The organism is Paenalcaligenes sp. DL 309, from assembly GCF_057475285.1.
Map to the genome: position 1 here is coordinate 1 of NZ_JBYBKW010000006.1, position 19,080 is coordinate 19,080.

At 45.7% G+C, this 19,080-nt stretch carries 18 protein-coding genes; 16 read left to right on the forward strand and 2 right to left on the reverse strand.

Translation table 11 applies throughout. The annotated features are described in order from the left end of the window. Positions 1-180 precede the first annotated feature (180 nt). Both AC2UZJ_RS08860 and map read right to left on the reverse strand, forming a co-directional pair. The gene (locus AC2UZJ_RS08860) at positions 181-2,745 is read right to left on the reverse strand and encodes a [protein-PII] uridylyltransferase (RefSeq protein ID WP_486949792.1); all 2,565 of its coding nucleotides are present in this window, start codon (positions 2,743-2,745) and stop codon (positions 181-183) included. An 8-nt stretch (positions 2,746-2,753) separates the two neighbouring features. Further along, positions 2,754-3,566 (reverse strand): type I methionyl aminopeptidase, encoded by an 813-nt coding sequence (gene map / locus AC2UZJ_RS08865; protein ID WP_486949793.1) that lies wholly within the window; start codon positions 3,564-3,566, stop codon positions 2,754-2,756. Between the two features lie 230 nt (positions 3,567-3,796). Between map and rpsB the strand changes: the two genes are divergently transcribed. From rpsB to AC2UZJ_RS08945, 16 genes are all read left to right on the forward strand, one after another. After that, positions 3,797-4,588: a 30S ribosomal protein S2 gene (gene rpsB / locus AC2UZJ_RS08870; RefSeq protein ID WP_486949794.1), complete on the forward strand. Its 792-nt coding sequence runs from the start codon at positions 3,797-3,799 to the stop codon at positions 4,586-4,588. Between the two features lie 87 nt (positions 4,589-4,675). Beyond that, a complete protein-coding gene (gene tsf / locus AC2UZJ_RS08875) occupies positions 4,676-5,548 on the forward strand; it encodes a translation elongation factor Ts (RefSeq protein ID WP_486949795.1) in 873 nt (290 codons plus the stop codon). 105 nt (positions 5,549-5,653) lie between these two features. After that, the gene (gene pyrH / locus AC2UZJ_RS08880) at positions 5,654-6,370 is read left to right on the forward strand and encodes a UMP kinase (RefSeq protein WP_486949796.1); all 717 of its coding nucleotides are present in this window, start codon (positions 5,654-5,656) and stop codon (positions 6,368-6,370) included. 15 nt (positions 6,371-6,385) lie between these two features. Next, complete coding sequence (frr, locus tag AC2UZJ_RS08885; RefSeq protein WP_486949797.1) at positions 6,386-6,946, forward strand: ribosome recycling factor; 561 nt, start codon at positions 6,386-6,388, stop codon at positions 6,944-6,946. Positions 6,947-6,964: 18 nt separating this feature from the next. After that, a complete protein-coding gene (gene uppS / locus AC2UZJ_RS08890; RefSeq protein WP_486949798.1) occupies positions 6,965-7,711 on the forward strand; it encodes a polyprenyl diphosphate synthase in 747 nt (248 codons plus the stop codon). Between the two features lie 11 nt (positions 7,712-7,722). After that, a complete protein-coding gene (locus AC2UZJ_RS08895) occupies positions 7,723-8,610 on the forward strand; it encodes a phosphatidate cytidylyltransferase (protein ID WP_486949799.1) in 888 nt (295 codons plus the stop codon). Beyond that, entirely contained in the window at positions 8,607-9,812 is a 1,206-nt protein-coding gene (gene ispC / locus AC2UZJ_RS08900) for a 1-deoxy-D-xylulose-5-phosphate reductoisomerase (protein ID WP_486949800.1), read from the forward strand. The genes AC2UZJ_RS08895 and ispC overlap by 4 nt, the downstream gene beginning before the upstream one ends. Positions 9,813-9,827: 15 nt before the next feature. Next, the gene (rseP, locus tag AC2UZJ_RS08905; RefSeq protein WP_486949801.1) at positions 9,828-11,162 is read left to right on the forward strand and encodes an RIP metalloprotease RseP; all 1,335 of its coding nucleotides are present in this window, start codon (positions 9,828-9,830) and stop codon (positions 11,160-11,162) included. A gap of 54 nt (positions 11,163-11,216) precedes the next feature. Then, positions 11,217-13,556, forward strand: a complete 2,340-nt coding sequence (bamA, locus tag AC2UZJ_RS08910) for an outer membrane protein assembly factor BamA (RefSeq protein WP_486949802.1) — start codon at positions 11,217-11,219, stop codon at positions 13,554-13,556. Positions 13,557-13,600: 44 nt separating this feature from the next. After that, positions 13,601-14,152, forward strand: a complete 552-nt coding sequence (locus tag AC2UZJ_RS08915) for an OmpH/Skp family outer membrane protein (RefSeq protein WP_486949803.1) — start codon at positions 13,601-13,603, stop codon at positions 14,150-14,152. Positions 14,153-14,154: 2 nt separating this feature from the next. Then, complete coding sequence (gene lpxD / locus AC2UZJ_RS08920; protein WP_486949804.1) at positions 14,155-15,264, forward strand: UDP-3-O-(3-hydroxymyristoyl)glucosamine N-acyltransferase; 1,110 nt, start codon at positions 14,155-14,157, stop codon at positions 15,262-15,264. A 13-nt stretch (positions 15,265-15,277) separates the two neighbouring features. After that, positions 15,278-15,730, forward strand: coding sequence for a 3-hydroxyacyl-ACP dehydratase FabZ (gene fabZ / locus AC2UZJ_RS08925; RefSeq protein WP_486949805.1), 453 nt, complete (start codon positions 15,278-15,280; stop codon positions 15,728-15,730). After that, the gene (gene lpxA, locus AC2UZJ_RS08930; RefSeq protein WP_486949806.1) at positions 15,731-16,519 is read left to right on the forward strand and encodes an acyl-ACP--UDP-N-acetylglucosamine O-acyltransferase; all 789 of its coding nucleotides are present in this window, start codon (positions 15,731-15,733) and stop codon (positions 16,517-16,519) included. Continuing rightward, positions 16,516-17,685 (forward strand): lipid-A-disaccharide synthase, encoded by a 1,170-nt coding sequence (gene lpxB, locus AC2UZJ_RS08935; protein ID WP_486949807.1) that lies wholly within the window; start codon positions 16,516-16,518, stop codon positions 17,683-17,685. Before lpxA ends, lpxB begins: the two co-directional genes overlap by 4 nt. Next, positions 17,679-18,299 carry a ribonuclease HII gene (gene rnhB, locus AC2UZJ_RS08940; RefSeq protein WP_486949808.1) on the forward strand — a complete coding sequence of 207 codons (621 nt, stop codon included), beginning with the start codon at positions 17,679-17,681 and terminating at the stop codon, positions 18,297-18,299. The genes lpxB and rnhB overlap by 7 nt, the downstream gene beginning before the upstream one ends. Further along, complete coding sequence (locus AC2UZJ_RS08945) at positions 18,286-19,074, forward strand: TrmH family RNA methyltransferase (RefSeq protein WP_486949809.1); 789 nt, start codon at positions 18,286-18,288, stop codon at positions 19,072-19,074. Before rnhB ends, AC2UZJ_RS08945 begins: the two co-directional genes overlap by 14 nt. Positions 19,075-19,080: the final 6 nt, after the last annotated feature.

Here is a 19,080-nt window from a genome sequence, read left to right on the forward strand (position 1 = left end):
AGCAACAGCAAACGCCACCGTAGCCTCAAACGTAGTATCAAAGGACGGCGTTGCCGTCCGCGCTATTCTTCCTCGCCCTAAACGACGAGGCTTTCCGCGCATTTTGGTAAATAAAAAACTACGGCTAAAATCAGAAAATAAAGAGGAGAAATCCATGGTGCCTCGGCACGTTTCAAGGCGCTATAACGCCGCATATAATGCGCGCTCGAATTGGTTAAAAAAAGCGGTGTGATGTAAGTGCTCACTATAAATGATAAAGGTATCTTCTACGCGTTCACCTAAGGTCATTATTTTAGCTGATTTTAAATCAATTTGTTGCGCGGCAAAAACGTTAGCAATACTAAAAAGCAAACCTTTACGGTCTGCGCAAATTAACGATAATTTCCATTTATGGGCTTCACTCATGGGGTGTAAATCTATAGTGGGAACCAAAGGAAATGCGCGAGCTCGTCTAGAGCGTGTTTGCGCCTGATAACGCTCTCCACACGCATTAGGAGCGGTTGGGTTTTGAATAAAGTAAGCCAGAGATTGAGCCAGGGCATCCGTGTAGTCGGTGTCATAGCGTTGGTGTTTGGGTAAAAGCAGCACGAAACTATTTAAGGCCCAGCCGTGTGTGGTGGTATAAATGCGCGCGTCTTGGGTGCTTAATTGGTGTAAATCGAAGAAGGCACAAATATGCACAAAAAGATCATTTCTGTCTGGCGTGTAGATCATGAGTTGTATGGTTTCACCTTGGCCCACAGGGCGAACCTCTATAACAGGCTTAGTATGTAATATTGCTTTGTGTAAGGCTTTACCATGCCAAACGATTTCATCACTTTCATGCCGTAAAAAATAACTAATATCTAGTACAGACCAAAGGGTATCTATGTCTTCTTCAGTGATATTAAGTGCCAGTAACTGACTACGTGCCGTAGCTTTACGTTGCGCCAACAGTACAGAGGAATCAGGGTTATTTCCCTTGAGCGCTCGTAGACTGACTTCATAAAGATTAGCAAGTAACTTTGCTTTCCAAGCATTCCAAATCGTGGGGTTTGTGCCTTTTATATCGGCCACGGTAAGTAAGTATAAGGCTGAGAGGTGGCGAGGACTACGCACTTCAGCAATAAAGTTTTTGATGACTTCTGGATCGCTTATATCACGTTTTTGAGCCACGGTAGACATACTTAAGTGATCAGCCACTAAAAAAACCACCAAATCAGTGTCTGTCTTAGCTATAGCATGCTGTTGGCAAAAAAGAAGGGCGTCTTGAGCGCCTAGCTCAGCGTGATTACCCCCGCGGCCTTTAGCAATATCATGAAATAACGCTGCAATATACAGCACCCAAGGCCGCTCAAAGTCATCCATAAGTTGAGAGGCCAGAGGGTGTTCGTCCGCATACTCTGCTAGGGTAAATCGTCGCAAATTACGAATTACCATTAAGGTGTGTTGATCTACGGTATAGATATGGAATAAGTCATGCTGCATTTGGCCCACAATATGCCTAAATGTCGGAATATAACGCGGTAATAGGCTGAGCATATTCATTTGCCGTAAGGTATGCACTACGCCACGAGGTTGTTGTAGTATTTGCAAAAAAAGTTGTTGGTGCGTGGGATTGTCTCTAAATGTCTGGTCTATGAAACGTCTGGCGTGCCAAAGAGCTCGCAAGGTGGCGGCACTCATCGTGTGCAGATCGGCACGTTGTTGTAATAACAAAAAACTTTGTAGTATTAATGCTGGGTTTTCCTCTAAGGTGTGCGGTTTACGTAAATGCAAACGTTGGTTACGTACTTCAAAATCATCATTAATAGGCTGACAGAGAGCAGGTGTAGGTGCAAACAGCATTTCTTCTAAGCTTTGCATCAAGAGCGTATTCATTTGGTAGACTACGCGTGCTGCCCAATAATAGCGTTGCATCAGCTGCTCACTGGCGTGTTGCTTATTACTGGTATCAAAACCGTAAATAAGAGCCAGTTCAGGTTGATAGTCAAATAGCAACCTGTCTTCAGCACGGCCTGTAAGCAAATGGAGTTCTATACGTAAACGCATGAAGGCCTGGCTGGCACGCTTAATTGCGCGTAGCTCTGCAGGGCTTAAAAGCTCTGCTTGCGCGATTTCTTGCCAGCTTTCCCCTAAGCCCATGGCTTGTGCTAACCAAAGCAGAACTTGAAGGTCTCTTAGTCCACCAGGTGATTCTTTACAGTTGGGCTCTAAGGCATAAGGCGTGTTTTGATAACGTGTATGACGCTGTCGCATTTCTGCATGCTTGGCTTGAAAAAAATCATGTATGTTGACTTGTTGTTTTAGTTTTTGCGTAAGAGTGTGGAAAAGGGACGAGTTACCAGTAATAAACCGTGCCTCTAGTTGAGCGGTTTGGGTGGCAATGTCTGTGCTAGCCACTTCTAAACATTGTTTAATCGTACGTACACTGCTGGCCACTTTAAGGCCCACATCCCATAAGGCAGCAATATAGTTTTCTATGCGCTCTGTGTCTTGAGCGTTAGGTATATTTTGTAACAAAATAAGCACATCCACATCAGAGTGTGGATATAACTCTTGCCTGCCATAGCCACCTACAGCCACTACGGCGGCATGGGCGGGCAAAGGGACTTGTGCCACTAAATGCGCCAAGCAATGGTCTGTGGCTGTGCTAAGGCGCCGTAACAAATGCTCAGGTTTTGGTTGTTGTCTGAAGTGAGCAATGGCTTTTTTGTATTGCTGTTGTAGACGCTGTTTTAGCGACAATAAGTCCGAAGCGACCATAGTAATAGTTAGGCGGTGGGGTCTGTGATGAAAGCCGGTGGCTGGGGCGTGCCAGGTGATACCGTGAGCACTTCATAGCCATCGTCAGTGACCAAAATAGTGTGCTCCCATTGAGCTGATAAGCTGCGATCGCGTGTCACCACTGTCCACTGGTCTGGTAGTACTTTTAAGTGACGTTTGCCAGCATTAATCATAGGTTCAATGGTAAATAACATGCCGGCTTCTAGCTTCATGCCGGTATTGGGCTGGCCGTAATGCAGGACCTGTGGTTCTTGGTGAAAAACTTGACCAATACCGTGGCCACAAAATTCGCGTACTACGGAGTAATTGTTTTTTTCAGCATGCACCTGAATAGCATGGCCAATGTCACCTAAGGTGGCACCTGGTTTGACTTGATCTATGCCCAGCCACATGCATTCGTAGGTAATTTCAGTTAGACGTCGCGCTAGAATGGACGGTTCTCCCACATAAAACATACGACTTGTGTCACCAAACCATCCGTCTTTGATCACGGTAACATCAAGGTTAATGATGTCGCCGTCTTTTAGTTTTTTGTCACCAGGGATGCCGTGGCAAATAACATGGTTTACAGAGGTACATACTGCGCCTGGGAAGGGCGGGTGACCTGGAGGCGCGTAGCCTACGGTGGCAGACTCCACATGCAGCACATCACGGATGTAATCCTTGCATAATTGGTCTATTTCAGCGGTAGTAATACCGGCTTTTACAAAAGGGGTAAGGTAGTCCAGAGTCTGTGCTGCTGCTTGACAAGCAGCGCGCATTTTCTCTAAATCTACGGGATCAGTAACAAGAATGCTCATAATAACTTGAGTTTAATAGTGAAAGAGTAATATAATCATGGGCTAACCTAAAGCCAAGCATGGATTAGTCCAAACAATTACTAGTGTAATACGTGGGCTCGCTGCTGTCTTTATTATTACTTAGAAGTAAATCGCGCGGCTAGCCGTCTCAGGGTGTCTGGCATTACAGCAGAGCTGTAATCCTTACCGGATACTGGCTAGTTGCAAGAACTAACCCTTGGAGAAAACTCATGTCTTTAATGCGTGAAATGCTAGAGGCCGGCGTACACTTTGGCCACCAAACTCGTTTCTGGAACCCGAAAATGGAGCAATACATTTTCGGCCAACGTAACCGTATTCATATTATTAATTTAGAGCAAACGGTAGTAAAGTTCCTAGAGGCACAGAAATACCTGAGCGACATCGCCGCACGTGGTGGTACCGTGTTATTTGTTGGCACCAAACGTGCTGCACGTGAAATTATTGCTGAAGAAGCAGCTCGTTGCGGCATGCCTTACGTAGATAGCCGTTGGTTGGGTGGTATGATGACCAACTTCAAAACCGTTCGTGCTTCTATTAAACGTCTTAAAGATATGGAAGCTCAGATGGAAGACGGCGCTTTCTTTGAGGGCTTAACCAAAAAAGAAGGTCTACTTTTCGAGCGTGAAATGGAAAAGTTAAACCGTTCTATTGGTGGCATCAAAGACATGCCTAAATTACCGGACGCTTTGTTTATCATTGATGTGGGTTACCACAAAATTGCAGCCGCTGAAGCCAAAACATTGGGTATTCCTGTGGTGGCTGTGGTTGATACAAACCACTCACCTGAAGGCGTTGAGAAGGTCATTCCCGGTAATGATGACTCAGCAAAAGCGATTTCTTTATATGCTCGTGGCATGGCCGATGCTATTTTACAAGGCCGTAACCAAGCGCTTAGCGGTTTAGTTGAAGAGATTCGCGGCGAAGAAGAGTACGTAGAAGTTGAAGCTGAGGTAGAAGCAGAAGTAGAGGTAGAAGCGGCTGAGCAAGTTAGCAAAGAGTAATACCTCTACAGTTATATAAGATTATTTGCATACCCCAGCACAGTATCCGTACCGTCTGGGGTGTGTTTTACCTATTTGGAGAAAATTGTGGCTCAAATTACAGCATCGATGGTTAAAGAATTGCGTGAGAAAACAGACGCTCCCATGATGGAGTGTAAAAAAGCCTTGGTTGAAGCCAATGGCGATATGGCGCGTGCAGAAGAGCTCTTACGCGTTAAATTAGGTAGCAATGCCAGCAAAGCAGCATCACGCGTTACCGCTGAAGGCCTAGTTAATGTACACATTTCTGAAGATGCCAAAACAGGCGCAGTGGTTGAAGTTAACTGTGAGACAGACTTCGTAGCTAAAAACGATGATTTCATCGCTTTTGTAGATGATGTGGCTAAGCTAGTGGCAGAAGAAAACCCCGCCGACGTAGCGGCCTTAGGCGAATTAGCATTCCGTGATGGTACCGTAGAAAGTGTACGTACCGCCTTAGTGGGTAAAATTGGTGAAAATATCAGCGTACGCCGTTTTCAGCGTTTTGCCACCGATAACCAATTAGCGCAATATGTACACGGGGGTAAAATTGCCGTATTAGTGGATTTTGCTGGCGACGAAGAAGTGGGTAAAGATGTAGCCATGCACGTTGCAGCTATGAAGCCCAAAGCGCTTTCTGCGGAAGATTTACCTGCAGCAGATATTGAAGCTGAGCGCTCAGTGGCTGCACAGAAAGCGGCAGAATCAGGCAAGCCTGACAATATCGTAGAGAAAATGGTTGAGGGTGCAGTAAATAAATACCTCAAAGAAGTAACCTTACTGTCTCAGCCGTTCGTTAAAAACGATAAACAAAGCGTAGAGCAAATGCTCAAAGAAAAAGATGCTTCCGTAGCCGCTTATACCGTTTATGTAGTGGGTGAGGGTATTGAGCGTCGTAATGAAGATTTTGCCGCTGAGGTTGCTGCTGCAACAGGTGCTTAATTATTCATTTGCTTGATCTAAACATAGCGCAGGTGCATTGTCCTCTAGGCAATGCCTTGCGTTCTGTTTTACACTATCACTGTTTTCACTCTCGGAAATTCTGTCATGGACACCCCTCTATATAAGCGTATTTTGCTTAAACTGTCTGGCGAAGCGCTCATGGGCGATGATGCCTTTGGAATTAATCGCGAAACCATCATGCGTATGACAGAAGAAATATCTGACATCGTTAAACTCGGTGTTCAGGTCGCAATTGTGATTGGAGGTGGTAATATATTTCGTGGTATTGCTGCCGGCTCTCAGGGTATGGATAGAGCCACAGCCGATTATATGGGCATGATGGCAACGGTTATGAATGCCTTAGCTTTGCAAGATGCCCTCAAAAATCGTGGTTTAGATGCTCGCGTACAGTCTGCTCTTAATATAGAGCAAGTGGTTGAGCCTTATATACGCCCTAAAGCCTTACGTTATTTAGAAGAAGGTAAGGTAGTGATTTTTGCAGCCGGTACCGGAAATCCCTTTTTTACCACTGATACCGCTTCTGCACTACGAGGAGCAGAAATGGGTGTAGAAATAGTACTTAAAGCCACTAAAGTTGATGGTATCTACAGTGCTGATCCAAACAAAGACCCAGGTGCTACTCGTTATGCACGCATTAGTTTCGATGAGGCGATTGTGCGTCGTTTAGAAATTATGGATGCCACTGCTTTTGCCTTATGTAGGGATCAAAAATTACCCATTAAAGTTTTCTCCATTAACAAGCTAGGCGCTTTGCGTCGCGCTGTGTGTGGTGAAGATGAAGGCACATTAGTGCACGTTTAAAAAATAGGAATAACAATGAGTCTTTCAGAGATTAAAAAATCAGCCGAAGATCGGATGAGAAAATCGATTGAATCACTAGGTTTAAGTCTAGCTAAAATTCGCACAGGCCGCGCTACTCCTGGCATCTTGGATCACGTGAATGTTGAGTATTATGGCTCAGAGGTTCCTGTTGGTCAGGTAGCAAATATTACAGTGGTTGACGCACGTACCTTGAATGTACAGGTGTGGGAAAAGCCCATGGCGCCTGTAGTAGATAAAGCCATTCGTGATTCCGATTTAGGTCTAAACCCTATCTTAATGGGAGAGTCTATTCGGGTACCTATGCCCTTGCTCACCGAAGAGCGTAGACGTGATTTAACACGTATAGTACGCAGTGAAGGTGAGGATGCGAAGGTCGCTATCCGTAATTTACGCCGTGATGCCAATGATTCATCCAAGCGTTTGTTAAAAGATAAAGAGATTTCCGAAGATGATGATCGTCGCTTTCAAGATGAAATCCAAGCGTTAACTGATAAGTTTGTGGCCGAGGTGGATCAGCTTATTGCTGAAAAAGAAGCCGAGGTTATGACGGTTTAACGTCGTTAGGTGGTGGCGATGCTGCAAAGCTCTACTCAAATCATCCCTGAACACAGCTCAGTTCCGCGCCACCTCGCTATTATTATGGATGGTAATGGTCGCTGGGCTACCCGGCGTATGTTGCCACGAACAGCAGGGCATGCCCGGGGTGTACGCTCCGTGCGCAGTGTGGTTGAAAGCTGTGGTCAGGCGGGTGTGCAATACCTGACGTTATTTGCATTTAGTTCAGAAAATTGGCGTAGACCTACGGATGAGGTGTCGCTATTGATGCGTCTTTTCGTACAGGCCTTAGAAAAAGAAGTGGTTAAATTAGAAAAACAAGGCGTACGATTACGTGTGATTGGTGATTTAAGCCGTTTTGATGAAAAGTTACGTCATTTAATTCAAGCCGCAGAGGCAAAGACCGCACATAATAGGCGTTTGCATCTGACCATTGCCGCTAATTACGGTGGGCGGTGGGATATTTTAAATGCCACTAAACAGCTATTAGTGCATCAGCCCCATTTGGCGCAGTCCCCCGAGCTTATTGATGAAGCGGCATTGTCAGCCTATCTGTCTATGGCGTATGCGCCTGAACCAGATTTATTTATACGTACAGGTGGTGAACAGCGCATTTCTAATTTTTTAATTTGGCAATTGGCTTATACTGAACTGTATTTTACCGATGTCTATTGGCCAGATTTTGGTGCAAAACACATCAAAGAGGCTTTTGATTGGTATAGTCAGCGTGAGCGCCGGTTTGGGCGTACAAGTGCTCAGCTTTAATTAGGTTAATTATGTTAAAACAACGCGTTATTACAGCGGTTATTTTAATTGCGCTGCTGTTAGGCGCTATTATGGCACCAACGCCTTGGGCATTGGTGCTTATTTTATGCGTGTTGGCTAGCTGTGCGGTTTGGGAATGGTTGCGCCTTAGCTATAGTGATAAGACGCCTCTTTCTTTAATTCTTGCTGTGGCTTTTGCTGCCGGCACGTTTTTTTATGCAAGCCAATGGATTAATAGTGCTCAAGCGGGTTTAATGCATAGCTCTTGGTTTGTGCTCATAGCCCCTGTGGTATTGGCTTACTGGGTAATAGGGGTAGGGGTGATGCTAGCCTTAGCGCAAACCGAAAAACGTCAAAGTCGTATAGCGCTGTCTTTATTTGGGTTAGCCACTATTGCTGTGGCATGGGCGGCTTTAGTAGACATGTGGTTATACCGCGGGGCATGGTATTTATTGTCATTACTCATTGTTGTGTGGGTGGCCGATATCGCTGCCTATTTTACTGGTAAAGCCTTGGGTAAACGTAAATTAGCCCCACGTGTGAGCCCCGGTAAGACTTGGGCAGGTTTAGGAGGCGGAGTACTGGGCGTAGTGATTTGGGTAATTCTTAGTGCGCAGTGGTCGGGGTCGTTTGGTGCTGAACTCGTTAAAAACTGGTCTTGGTTCGGTGCTATCATTTTTGCCGTAATTCTGGCGGTGTTTTCGGTAGTAGGAGATTTATTTGAATCCTTGCTAAAACGTAGGGCGGGGTATAAAGACTCCAGTCAACTGCTACCGGGTCATGGTGGCGTCTTAGACCGCATTGATGCTCTCATTCCGGTTGCGCCGTTGGCCGCTTTTATGGCGGGGCCGTGGTTAAATGCTTTACTGACCGGTAGTACAAGTGCAGGTGCTTTATGATTCAATCCGTTTGTATTCTTGGTTCCACTGGTTCTATTGGTATAAGTACCTTAGATGTGATTGCACGCAATCCTGATACGATGAGGGTGTATGCGCTCTCTGCTTTTAGTCGTATGACCGAGCTTGCGCAGCAAGCGCAGCAAAGTCAGGCACAAGTCGTGGTGGTACCTGATGATAACGCCGTTAAGGCATTTAAAACTGCTTGGCATAGCTCCAAACCTTTACCGGAAATACGCCTGGGTGCTGAAGGCCTAAGGCAAACGGCAAGTGACCCTGCAGTGAGCACTGTGATGGCTGCTATAGTGGGGATTGCTTGCTTGGAGCCAGCCTTAGCCGCCGCCCAAGCGGGGAAACGCATTTTATTAGCAAATAAAGAAGCCTTAGTGGCGGCGGGTAGTGTATTTATGCAAGCGGTGCGTGATCATGGGGCAGAACTTTTGCCCATTGACAGTGAACACAATGCCATGTATCAGTGCTTACCTGCTGCAGCCCAGCTAAGTGCTCCCACAACGCCCCATCCTTCTATACAACGTTTGGTGCTAACAGCTTCAGGCGGTCCCTTTCGCGAAGCCGACCCCGCTTCTTTGCACTTGGTTACACCTGCGCAAGCTTGTAGTCACCCTAATTGGTCTATGGGGCGTAAAATTTCCGTTGATTCGGCCACCATGGCAAATAAAGGCTTAGAGATCATTGAGGCGCATTGGTTATTTGCCATGCCTGCCGATAAAATTCAAGTGGTGGTACACCCTCAAAGCATTGTGCATTCCATGGTGGAATACACGGATGGTTCAGTGTTGGCACAATTAGGTCAGCCAGATATGCGTACGCCTATAGCATACGGTTTAGGTTTTCCTGAACGTATCCGCAGTGGTGTGGGTTTAATGGATTTAATGCAGCTAGGACGCTTAGATTTTACACCACCAGACTTCAAACGTTTTCCTTGCTTGCAATTAGCTTTCGATGCTTTAAATAGCTCTCAGGCGGCCTGTGTAGCGCTTAATGCGGCAAATGAGATTGCGGTGGAATGTTTTCTCCAGCAAAAAATACGTTATACCGATATCGCCGCTGTGATTGCGCATTGTATAGAACAAATTGAAAAACAAACGCACACGCTTAATAGTCTTGATGCCGTTTTAGATTTAAACTATCAATCACGTCGGTTAGCCGAGCAATACGCTCATTCTCTAGCCATTACTTCTTAATCAAAACGCTTTTTTATGCTGCTTACCTTACTTTCCTTTGCTGTGGCAATTGGCCTGCTAGTGACCATCCATGAGCTTGGCCATTATTGGGTAGCCCGTCGTTGTGGGGTATACATAGAACGTTTTTCTATTGGCTTTGGGAAGGTGCTGTATAAGCGTACTGATAAGCGGGGCTGTGAATGGGCTTTATCGGCTTTACCTTTAGGTGGTTACGTAATGATGCGTAGTGAGGTGCCTGATGATGCACCTGTACACCTTAAAAACACCGCTTTTGAAAGTAAAACCTTAGGCCAACGAGCCGCTATTACGGTAGCTGGACCCGTGGCAAATTTATTATTAGCCATAGTGTTGTATGCTTTAGTTGGTGTAGTAGGCACTCAAGAGCCTGCTGCAATTTTAAGCCAACCTAAAGCCGCCACCGCCGCAGCGAAAGCTGGCGTAGAGGCAGGCGATACAGTGGTGGCGGTAAATCATAAAGTAGTGAAATCTTGGGTACAAATGCGTTGGGAGTTACTAGACCGTCTGCATACAGGGGGCGAGGTAATATTAAGTGTACAGCGTGTAGGAGGAGTACCCGCAGAGCGTACCCTTTGGCTAAACCCCAGTTCGTTGGATGTGGATGGGGTGGACCCTTTACAAAGCACAGGTCTTGCTCTTGCTTTGCCCCAGCCGGCTGTTCGTGAGGCATTAACAGGGGGGGCGGGAGAGCAAGCGGGATTACAAGCGGGCGATATTTTGCTTGCAATTAATAACCAACCCATCCAAAATGCAGTGCAGTTTGTAGAAGAAATTAAACCACGCGCTCACCAAACCATACAATTAACCATAGAGCGCAATGGTCAAACTCAAAATTTACCTGTTACTATTGATGCCCATTTAGATGAAAAAGGGCATGAAATAGGTCGTATTGGTCTGTTATTAGGTGCTAATATTGAAATGGTTAATGTTCGCTATGGGCCCATAGATAGCGTACAACATGGATTTACTCGTACGCTAGATACCTTTTGGCTCTCTTTGAAAATGATAGGGCGCATGGTTACTGGTGATGTTTCAGTTAAAAACATCAGTGGTCCGGTGTCCATTGCTGACTATGCTGGCCAGAGTGCACGTATAGGTTTAAGCGCTTATATCAATTTTTTGGCTTTAATTAGCGTTAGTATTGGATTATTAAATCTTTTGCCTATTCCTATGCTTGATGGTGGGCATTTGCTGTATTATGCAATCGAAGCCGTCACCGGCCGCCCGGTATCAGAGGCGGCAAAATTAATAGGCCAGCGCATTGGTTTAGGTATACTAGCGGCATTAACTATGCTGGCATTTTTCAATGACTTTAGCCGGTTACTAAACTAACTACGCTTATGTTTTTTACTATCAACCTCTTTGACTATGCAGGGACCATCAAGGATGTCACTTAATCAAAAAAAACCGTTTGCTTTACGAGCGGTATCTGCTGGGCTAGCCGCATTGTTAGCACCATTAGCGTATGCTTTCACTCCTTTTGTGGTCCAAGATATACAAGTTAATGGCATTCAACGCATAGACCCAGGTGCGGTGTTTGGTTTTTTACCTGTAAAAGTGGGTGAAACCTTTGACGACGCGAAAGCCAGTGAGTCTATACAGCGTTTATATTCCAGTGGCTACTTTAACGATGTAAAAATTGATACTGAAGGCAATGTATTAGTTATCACGGTGCAAGAACGCCCTACTATCGCTTCAGTTAGCTTTAATGGCATGCGTGAGTTTGATGCTAAAAACATTATTAAATCGTTGTCTCAAGTGGGTTTTTCCGAAGGGCGAGTTTTTGATCGCTCCATGCTTGAGCGTGCGGAGTTCGAGCTCAAGCAGCAATACTTAGCTAAAGGTAAGTATGGGGTTGAAATTAGCCCTATTATTACGCCTTTGCCACGTAATCGCGTAGGAATCAGCTTTGATGTGTTTGAAGGTGATTTAGCAAAAATTAAAGAAATTAATATTGTTGGTAATGAAAACATCAAAACCAGCACCTTGCTCGATGAGATGCAACTCACCACCTCTGGATTAATGACGTGGTATACCGGCACAAACAAATACGCCAGAGAAAAGCTTGAGGGTGATGTAGAACGTCTTCGTTCTTATTATTTAGATCGCGGTTATTTAGAAGTACAAATTGAACCACCACAAGTTTCTATTTCTCCTGATCGTCAAGATATATTTGTGACGCTAACCATAGATGAGGGAGATCTTTACCGTATTGGCGAGGTAAATTTAGGTGGCAACTTGCTGGCCTTAGATGAACAGATTGCGCCTTTAGTTACTGTAAAGCCCGGGGAGGTTTTTTCGGCAGAAAAAACAAATAACACGGTAGATAACATCATTAATTACTTAGGTGAGTTGGGGTATGCGTTTGCGAATGTTAACCCTAACCCCGTAATTGATAGGGAAAATAAAACTGCAGATTTGACGTTTTATGTGGACCCAGGACGCCGTGTGTACGTGCGTCGTATTGAGATTGGCGGTAATGTACGCACAAGAGATGAAGTGGTGCGCCGTGAAATGCGCCAACAAGAAGCCGCTTGGTATGATGCTGAAGACATTGCAACTTCCCGTGATCGTATAGATCGTCTTGGGTTTTTCACTGAAATTGATGTGAGCACTGAGCCGGTACCCGGTACGGCAGATCAAGTGGATGTATTGATAGATGTTAAAGAAAAACCTACCGGTGTGATTAATCTGGGTGTTGGCTATGGTTCTACCGATAAGCTAATGCTCTCTGGTGGAATTAGTCAAGAAAACATCTTTGGTAGCGGTAATAGCCTTTCCTTACAGTTAAATACCAGTAAATCAAACCGTACAGCGGTATTAGCCCACACGGATCCGTACTGGACTCATAGTGGTATTAGTAAAACCACCTCCTTATATTATCGTCGTACCACTCCGTATGACAACAGTTACTCAGAAGGGGATTATGAAGTAACCGCTATTGGTGCAGGATTAAACTTTGGTGTGCCTATTTCAGAAAGCGATCGGGTTTATATGGGAGCGAGTTTTGAACACAACCGCTTAGATAAACTCAGTCCCCAATACACACCTTTGGCGTATCAAGAGTTCGTAAGAGAGTTTGGTAAAGGTTCAAACGCGTTAATCTTTAATTTGGGCTGGGATAAAGACACGCGAGACAGTGCTCTTGCTCCTACTCGCGGTGGCTATACACGTTTGTCTGGAGATTTCTCCACCTTAGATTTGCGCTATTATATGCTTAGTGCCCAGCAGCAATATTACTTACCGTTAGGTTCAAATTACACCTTGGCGTTAAATGGTTTAATGGATTGGGGTAAAGGTTATGGCGATAAATCTTTTCCAGTTATTAAAACAGTGTATGCCGGGGGTATAGGTTCCGTACGTGGTTATGAGGGGGCTTCTTTAGGTCCACGGGATAGTTTAACGGGTGACTTCTTGGGTGGCTCACGTCGTATTGTAGGTAATGTACAGCTTTATCTACCCTTTCCTGGAGCCACAAGAGATCGCACTCTGCGCTGGTTTGTCTTCAGTGATGTAGGTCGCGTAGATAACCAAAGTGGAGGTTGTCCTAAGGGTAAAGCCGGGGATTTGGCTGCTGATCCATGTGGTTGGAAGTATTCAGCGGGTGTGGGCTTCTCTTGGCAATCACCCATGGGTCCCTTAGAGCTTTCTTATGGTAGAGCCTTAAACGCTAAGCGAGGTGATGATAAGCAAGCCTTCCAGTTCCAGATTGGTGCCGGATTCTAATCCTTTTTTATTTTATAGCAGTATTATTCGCAAGGTGGATTTTCATGAAGTCTAAATTCGCATTAAAACTTACTCAATTAACTAACCAGATCGGCCGTGGCAATCGTGCTTTGATTATGGCAGCCGCTTTGGGTGTTTCTTTAGCCGCAACACCCGTAGTACAAGCCCAGACTAAAATTGGTTTTGTCAGCACAGAGCGTATTTTACGTGACTCTCAGCCTGCAAAAGCAGCACAAACTAAAATTGATTCCGAGTTTAAAAAACGTGATGATGAGCTGCAAAACTTAGCAAATAAATTACGTAATGATGCACAAAAGTTTGATAAAGATGCGCCTGCCTTATCCGAAGCTGATCGTATTAAACGTCAACGTCAATTAGCGGACTTGGATTCTGATTTACAGCGTAAGCGTCGTGAGTTTCAAGAAGACTTTAACCGTCGTCGTAATGAAGAGTTTTCCAGCATTGTTGAAAAGGCCGATGCAGCTATACAGCGCATTGCAGACACCCAAGGCTATGACCTCATCATTCAGGATGCTGTTACCGTAAGTCCAAGAGTAGACATTACCGACGAGGTTCTTAAAGCGTTAGGTAATTAATTATGCCGGTTTTGCTTACTGCTGAGCAGGCGCCTTCACTAAGACAGCTTTTATCTTTTTTAGCCGAACAAGGCGTAGAGGTGGAGTTAGTGAGTGCAACAGCTGCTGAGCTTAAAATTCAAGGTATAGGATCACTGCAACAAGCAGGTGGTACTGAGCTGAGTTTCTTATCGAATCCGCAGTTGCAAGATCAGCTCTTAGCGTGTAAAGCCGCTGTGGTAGTGATGGCCCCTGCTGACTATGAAAATCTGCAAGCTAAGGATAAAATTACCTATGAATTTGCGATTGCCTTATACGAGCAACCTTATTTAGTTTATGCCTTATTAGCGCAGTGGTTTGACCAGCATCGTGTAGAGGCCTTAAATCGAGGTATACATAGCACGGCTGTCATTGATCCTACTGCTACATTGGCTACCGATGTACACATTGGGCCTCATGCAATTATCGAGGCGGGTGTTTGCATTGGTACGGGCACGCGCATTGGTGCGGGCTCGGTGGTAGGGGCAAATACGGTTATAGGCCAAAATGTCTTGTTACACGCGAATGTTACGCTCTATCATCAAGTGACAGTGGGTGATAGAGCTATTTTGCATAGTGGCTGCGTAATTGGTGCAGATGGCTTTGGCTTTGCACCACATCCGGCAGGTGGTTGGGCAAAAATAGCCCAACTGGGCACAGTAGAAATAGGCGCTGATGTAGAAATAGGAGCCAATACTACCATAGACTGTGGTGCATTGGATGCCACGGTGATTGCTGACGGTGTCAAAATCGATAATCAGGTTATGGTGGGTCATAATTGTCATATAGGTGAGCATACCGCCATTGCGGGGTGTGTAGGCATTGCAGGTTCTACTCACATAGGAGCGCGCTGTATAGTAGGGGGCGCGGCAATGTTTTCCGGCCATCTGCATATTACCGATGATGTACAAATATCGGGGGGTACAGCGGTAACCTCATCTATTAAAAAGCCGGGGCGCTACAGTGGGGTGTATCCCTACGCTGAGCATAAAGACTGGCAATACAACGCAGCTGTTATTTCACAGCTTTCTCAATTACGTAAACGTCTGCGCGCCTTGGAGCGCCATTCAGACGCATCAATTACAAAATCATAAGTAGGTAAAAACTATGGAGCTGGATATACAACAAATCATGACGCGCTTGCCGCATCGTTATCCGATGTTGCTGGTAGATCGTGTGGTTGAAATGGTTCCCGGAAAAAGTATTGTAGCCATTAAAAATGTCAGCATGAATGAGCCTTTTTTTACAGGCCATTTCCCGCATCATCCCGTCATGCCTGGTGTGCTGATTATTGAAGCTTTAGCTCAAGCAGCGGCTTTGTTTTCTTTTGAAGACCATGATGATATTGATCCTGCTAGTCAAGAAATAGCCTATTATTTAGTTGGCGTTGATGGCGCTCGTTTTCGTAAACCGGTAGTACCTGGTGACCAGCTTCGTTTAGAGGTGGTGGCAGATCGTATTAGTCGAGCTATGTGTAAATACACGGCTAAAGCCTTGGTGGATGGTCAGGTGGTAGCCGAAGCTAAAATTATGTGTGCGATTCGCGTGTTGGACAAATAAATGAGCCGTATTCATCCTACAGCCCTGATTTCACCTCAGGCGGTATTAGCCGATGATGTACAGGTAGGGGCTTACAGTATTATTGGGGATCACGTACGTATAGGCGCGGGCACCATAGTGGGTGAGCATTGTGTTATAGATGGCCATACCACCATTGGTGAAAATAATCATTTTTATCGTTTTTGCTCTATTGGGGGTATGCCTCAAGATAAAAAATACGCCGGTGAAGCCACACGTCTAGAAATAGGAAACGGTAATATGGTGCGAGAATATGTCACCATTAATACGGGCACTATTCAAGACGTAGGTATCACGCGTATTGCCGATGATAATTGGATTATGGCCTATGTACACATAGCTCATGATTGTCAAATTGGTAGCCACACCATTATTGCTAATAGCGTGCAGTTAGCCGGGCATATACACATAGGCGATTGGGTAGTGCTAGGCGGATTATCGGCTTTGCATCAGTTTGTGCGCATTGGCGCGCATGCCATGGTGGGCGGGACTAGTTCCATACGTCAAGACATCCCCCCTTATGTGATCGGCGCGGGTGATCCCTTTCGGCCTAGCGGCATTAATGGTGAAGGCTTAAAGCGCAGAGGCGTCAGTGAGGGCAGTGTGAGGTGTCTGAAAGAGGCTTACCGCCTTTTATATAGACGCAAATTAACCACTGATGAAGCCATTGAGCAGATGCAGGCTTTAGGTGATACGGCTGAAGAAAAAGCCGCTGTAGCGCTGCTAATTGATTTTTTAACTCAATCCACCCGCGGTATTGTACGCCCATGATTCACGTAGGCATGGTGGCGGGTGAACCGTCGGGTGATCTGCTAGCGGGGCGAATCATACACGGCATTCGTAGTCAGTGTTCAGATACCCGTTTTACTGGTATTGGTGGCCCGCAAATGCAGCAGGCGGGCCTAGAGACCTGGTATCCCATGGATAGACTTAGTGTGTTTGGTTATGCCGATGCCATCAAAAGCTTGCCGGCTATTTTGCAAACCTATTACGGCAGTTTGCGGCGGTGGGATCAAGATGCTCCCGATGTATTTGTAGGCATTGACGCACCGGACTTTAATTTACGCATAGAGCGTCAACTGCATAAACGTGGTGTACCCACGGTGCAGTTTGTAAGTCCTTCTATTTGGGCGTGGCGTTATGAGCGCATCCATAAAATACGTCAAGCAGTATCTCATATGTTAGTGCTCTTTCCTTTTGAAGTAGATATTTACGAAAAGGAAGGGGTGCCCGTAACTTGTGTGGGACATCCATTAGCACAAAATATCCCTTTAGAGCCAGACAGAGCAGCAGCGCGAGCGCGTTTAGGGTTGGCTACTGATGCCAACGTGTTGGCTTTACTGCCGGGTAGCCGCAGCGCAGAAATGAAACTGTTGAGTCCACGGTTTTTACAAACCGTACAAAAATTGCAGCAAACCCATCCACAATTACACGTAGTGGTGCCTTTAGTCAATAGTAAACGGGAGGCGGAGTTTACGGTGGTTTTGCAGCAATATCCTATTCAAAACTTACATATTATACGGTCTCATCAAACACCTGATAGTACGCGGCCTGCAGCATGGGATGTGATGGAGGCAGCAGATGCTTTATTAGTAGCAAGCGGTACGGCTACTTTGGAAGGCATGCTCTTTAAGCGCCCTATGGTGATTTCTTACGTGTTATCGCCTTTAATGCAAAAGCTCATGGCCTGGCAATCAGGTCAAGATAAGCCCACCACGCCTTGGGTAGGCTTACCTAATATTTTAGCCCAAGAGTTTATTGTGCCCGAGTTGCTCCAAGAAGACGCCACCCCCGAGAAATTAGCCAAAGCCACTGAGAGAGCGTTATTTGATAGCAGTTGGGCGGCGAGTGTGAAACAACGTTTTGTGGATTTGCATCACAGTTTACGCTTAGATACTCCCAAGCTGGCAGCAGAGGTTATTTTAGATTTATGCTAACCGAACTGATCAATAAATACCCGTTATTAGCTGGTGTAGATGAAGCGGGCAGGGGGCCTTTAGCCGGACCTGTTTTTGCAGCAGCCGTGATTCTTGACCCTAAAAAGCCCATTGTTGAGCTGGCTGATTCCAAAAAATTAACGGCTAAACGTCGTGAAGCTTTGGCCCAGCGTATTAAAACTGATGCCTTAGCTTGGTGTATAGCCAGCGCAAGTACCGCCGAGATTGATGAGCTCAATATATTACATGCCACTATGCTTGCTATGCAGCGTGCCTGTGCTCAGTTGCCTCAAGCACCTCAATTTATTTTAATTGATGGCAATAGATTACCATCAAACTTAACAGCACCTGCACAGGCCGTGATTAAAGGCGATGATTTGGTGCCCGCTATTTCTGCTGCCTCAATCTTAGCAAAAACCGCGCGTGATGCAGCGTGTATGGTGATGCACGAACACTATCCCCAATATGCTTTTGCTCAGCACAAAGGTTATGGCACCAAGCTGCATATGCAATTACTTCAAAAACATGGCCCTTGTCCCGAACATAGGCGTAGTTTTGCGCCGGTAAAAAAATTGTTGCCTACTGAGACAGAAACACATCATGAAACACATTGAATCCAAAGATAACCCCACGTTTAAACAAGCTTTACGTATAGCGCAAGGTCGTAAAGTGGGGAGTCCGCCGTTGATTTGGCTAGAAGGCATTCATTTGACTCAAGCGTGGTTAGAAGCCGGTTATAACATAGAGATGGCGTTTTTTGATGCTCAACGTTTTACGGCAAACCCTGAGCTACAAGCTATTGCTGCACAGTTACCCATGTCACATTGCTTAGGCCTAACTTCGTCCTTAATGCGGCAACTATCACAAGTTGAACAAGGGCAGGGCGTAGGGTTTTTAGTGCAGGCGCCCCAATATGATCACCATGCACGCATTGATCAAAACTGCATGTATTTGGATCGTATTCAAGACCCAGGGAATGTAGGCACTTTATTGCGCACTATGGCTGCAGCCGGTATTAAGCAGGCCTATTTGTCGCCAGGCTGCGCTTGGGCGTGGTCGCAAAAAGTTTTACGTAGCGCACAAGGGGCGCATTTTGCTATTCAAATTCACGAGCAAGTGCCAGCGTATGCCTTTATACAGCGTTTAAATATTCCACTTTATGCCACCGCCTTAGAGCAAGCCGAATCGCTGTATACTTTACGAATTGAGTCACAGGTAGCGTGGGTGTTTGGTAATGAAGGCCAAGGGGTGTCGGCGGAGTTATTAGGGGCAGCTACGCAGCGCGTATATATACCCCAAGAGTCTAAGGTGGAATCATTAAATGTAGCTGTAGCTGCGGCGGTGTGCTTGTTTGAGCAGCGCCGCCAGCGCTTAGCGCAGACGTTATAGAGCGAA

Bases quoted from the DNA above. Each gene is read 5' to 3' on its own strand.
- AC2UZJ_RS08860 (WP_486949792.1), bottom strand. From the start codon at position 2,745: ATGGTCGCTTCGGACTTATTGTCGCTAAAACAGCGTCTACAACAGCAA.
- map (WP_486949793.1), bottom strand. From the start codon at position 3,566: ATGAGCATTCTTGTTACTGATCCCGTAGATTTAGAGAAAATGCGCGCT.
- rpsB (WP_486949794.1), top strand. From the start codon at position 3,797: ATGTCTTTAATGCGTGAAATGCTAGAGGCCGGCGTACACTTTGGCCAC.
- pyrH (WP_486949796.1), top strand. From the start codon at position 5,654: ATGGACACCCCTCTATATAAGCGTATTTTGCTTAAACTGTCTGGCGAA.
- frr (WP_486949797.1), top strand. From the start codon at position 6,386: ATGAGTCTTTCAGAGATTAAAAAATCAGCCGAAGATCGGATGAGAAAA.
- uppS (WP_486949798.1), top strand. From the start codon at position 6,965: ATGCTGCAAAGCTCTACTCAAATCATCCCTGAACACAGCTCAGTTCCG.
- AC2UZJ_RS08895 (WP_486949799.1), top strand. From the start codon at position 7,723: ATGTTAAAACAACGCGTTATTACAGCGGTTATTTTAATTGCGCTGCTG.
- ispC (WP_486949800.1), top strand. From the start codon at position 8,607: ATGATTCAATCCGTTTGTATTCTTGGTTCCACTGGTTCTATTGGTATA.
- rseP (WP_486949801.1), top strand. From the start codon at position 9,828: ATGCTGCTTACCTTACTTTCCTTTGCTGTGGCAATTGGCCTGCTAGTG.
- bamA (WP_486949802.1), top strand. From the start codon at position 11,217: ATGTCACTTAATCAAAAAAAACCGTTTGCTTTACGAGCGGTATCTGCT.
- AC2UZJ_RS08915 (WP_486949803.1), top strand. From the start codon at position 13,601: ATGAAGTCTAAATTCGCATTAAAACTTACTCAATTAACTAACCAGATC.
- lpxD (WP_486949804.1), top strand. From the start codon at position 14,155: ATGCCGGTTTTGCTTACTGCTGAGCAGGCGCCTTCACTAAGACAGCTT.
- fabZ (WP_486949805.1), top strand. From the start codon at position 15,278: ATGGAGCTGGATATACAACAAATCATGACGCGCTTGCCGCATCGTTAT.
- lpxA (WP_486949806.1), top strand. From the start codon at position 15,731: ATGAGCCGTATTCATCCTACAGCCCTGATTTCACCTCAGGCGGTATTA.
- lpxB (WP_486949807.1), top strand. From the start codon at position 16,516: ATGATTCACGTAGGCATGGTGGCGGGTGAACCGTCGGGTGATCTGCTA.
- rnhB (WP_486949808.1), top strand. From the start codon at position 17,679: ATGCTAACCGAACTGATCAATAAATACCCGTTATTAGCTGGTGTAGAT.
- AC2UZJ_RS08945 (WP_486949809.1), top strand. From the start codon at position 18,286: ATGAAACACATTGAATCCAAAGATAACCCCACGTTTAAACAAGCTTTA.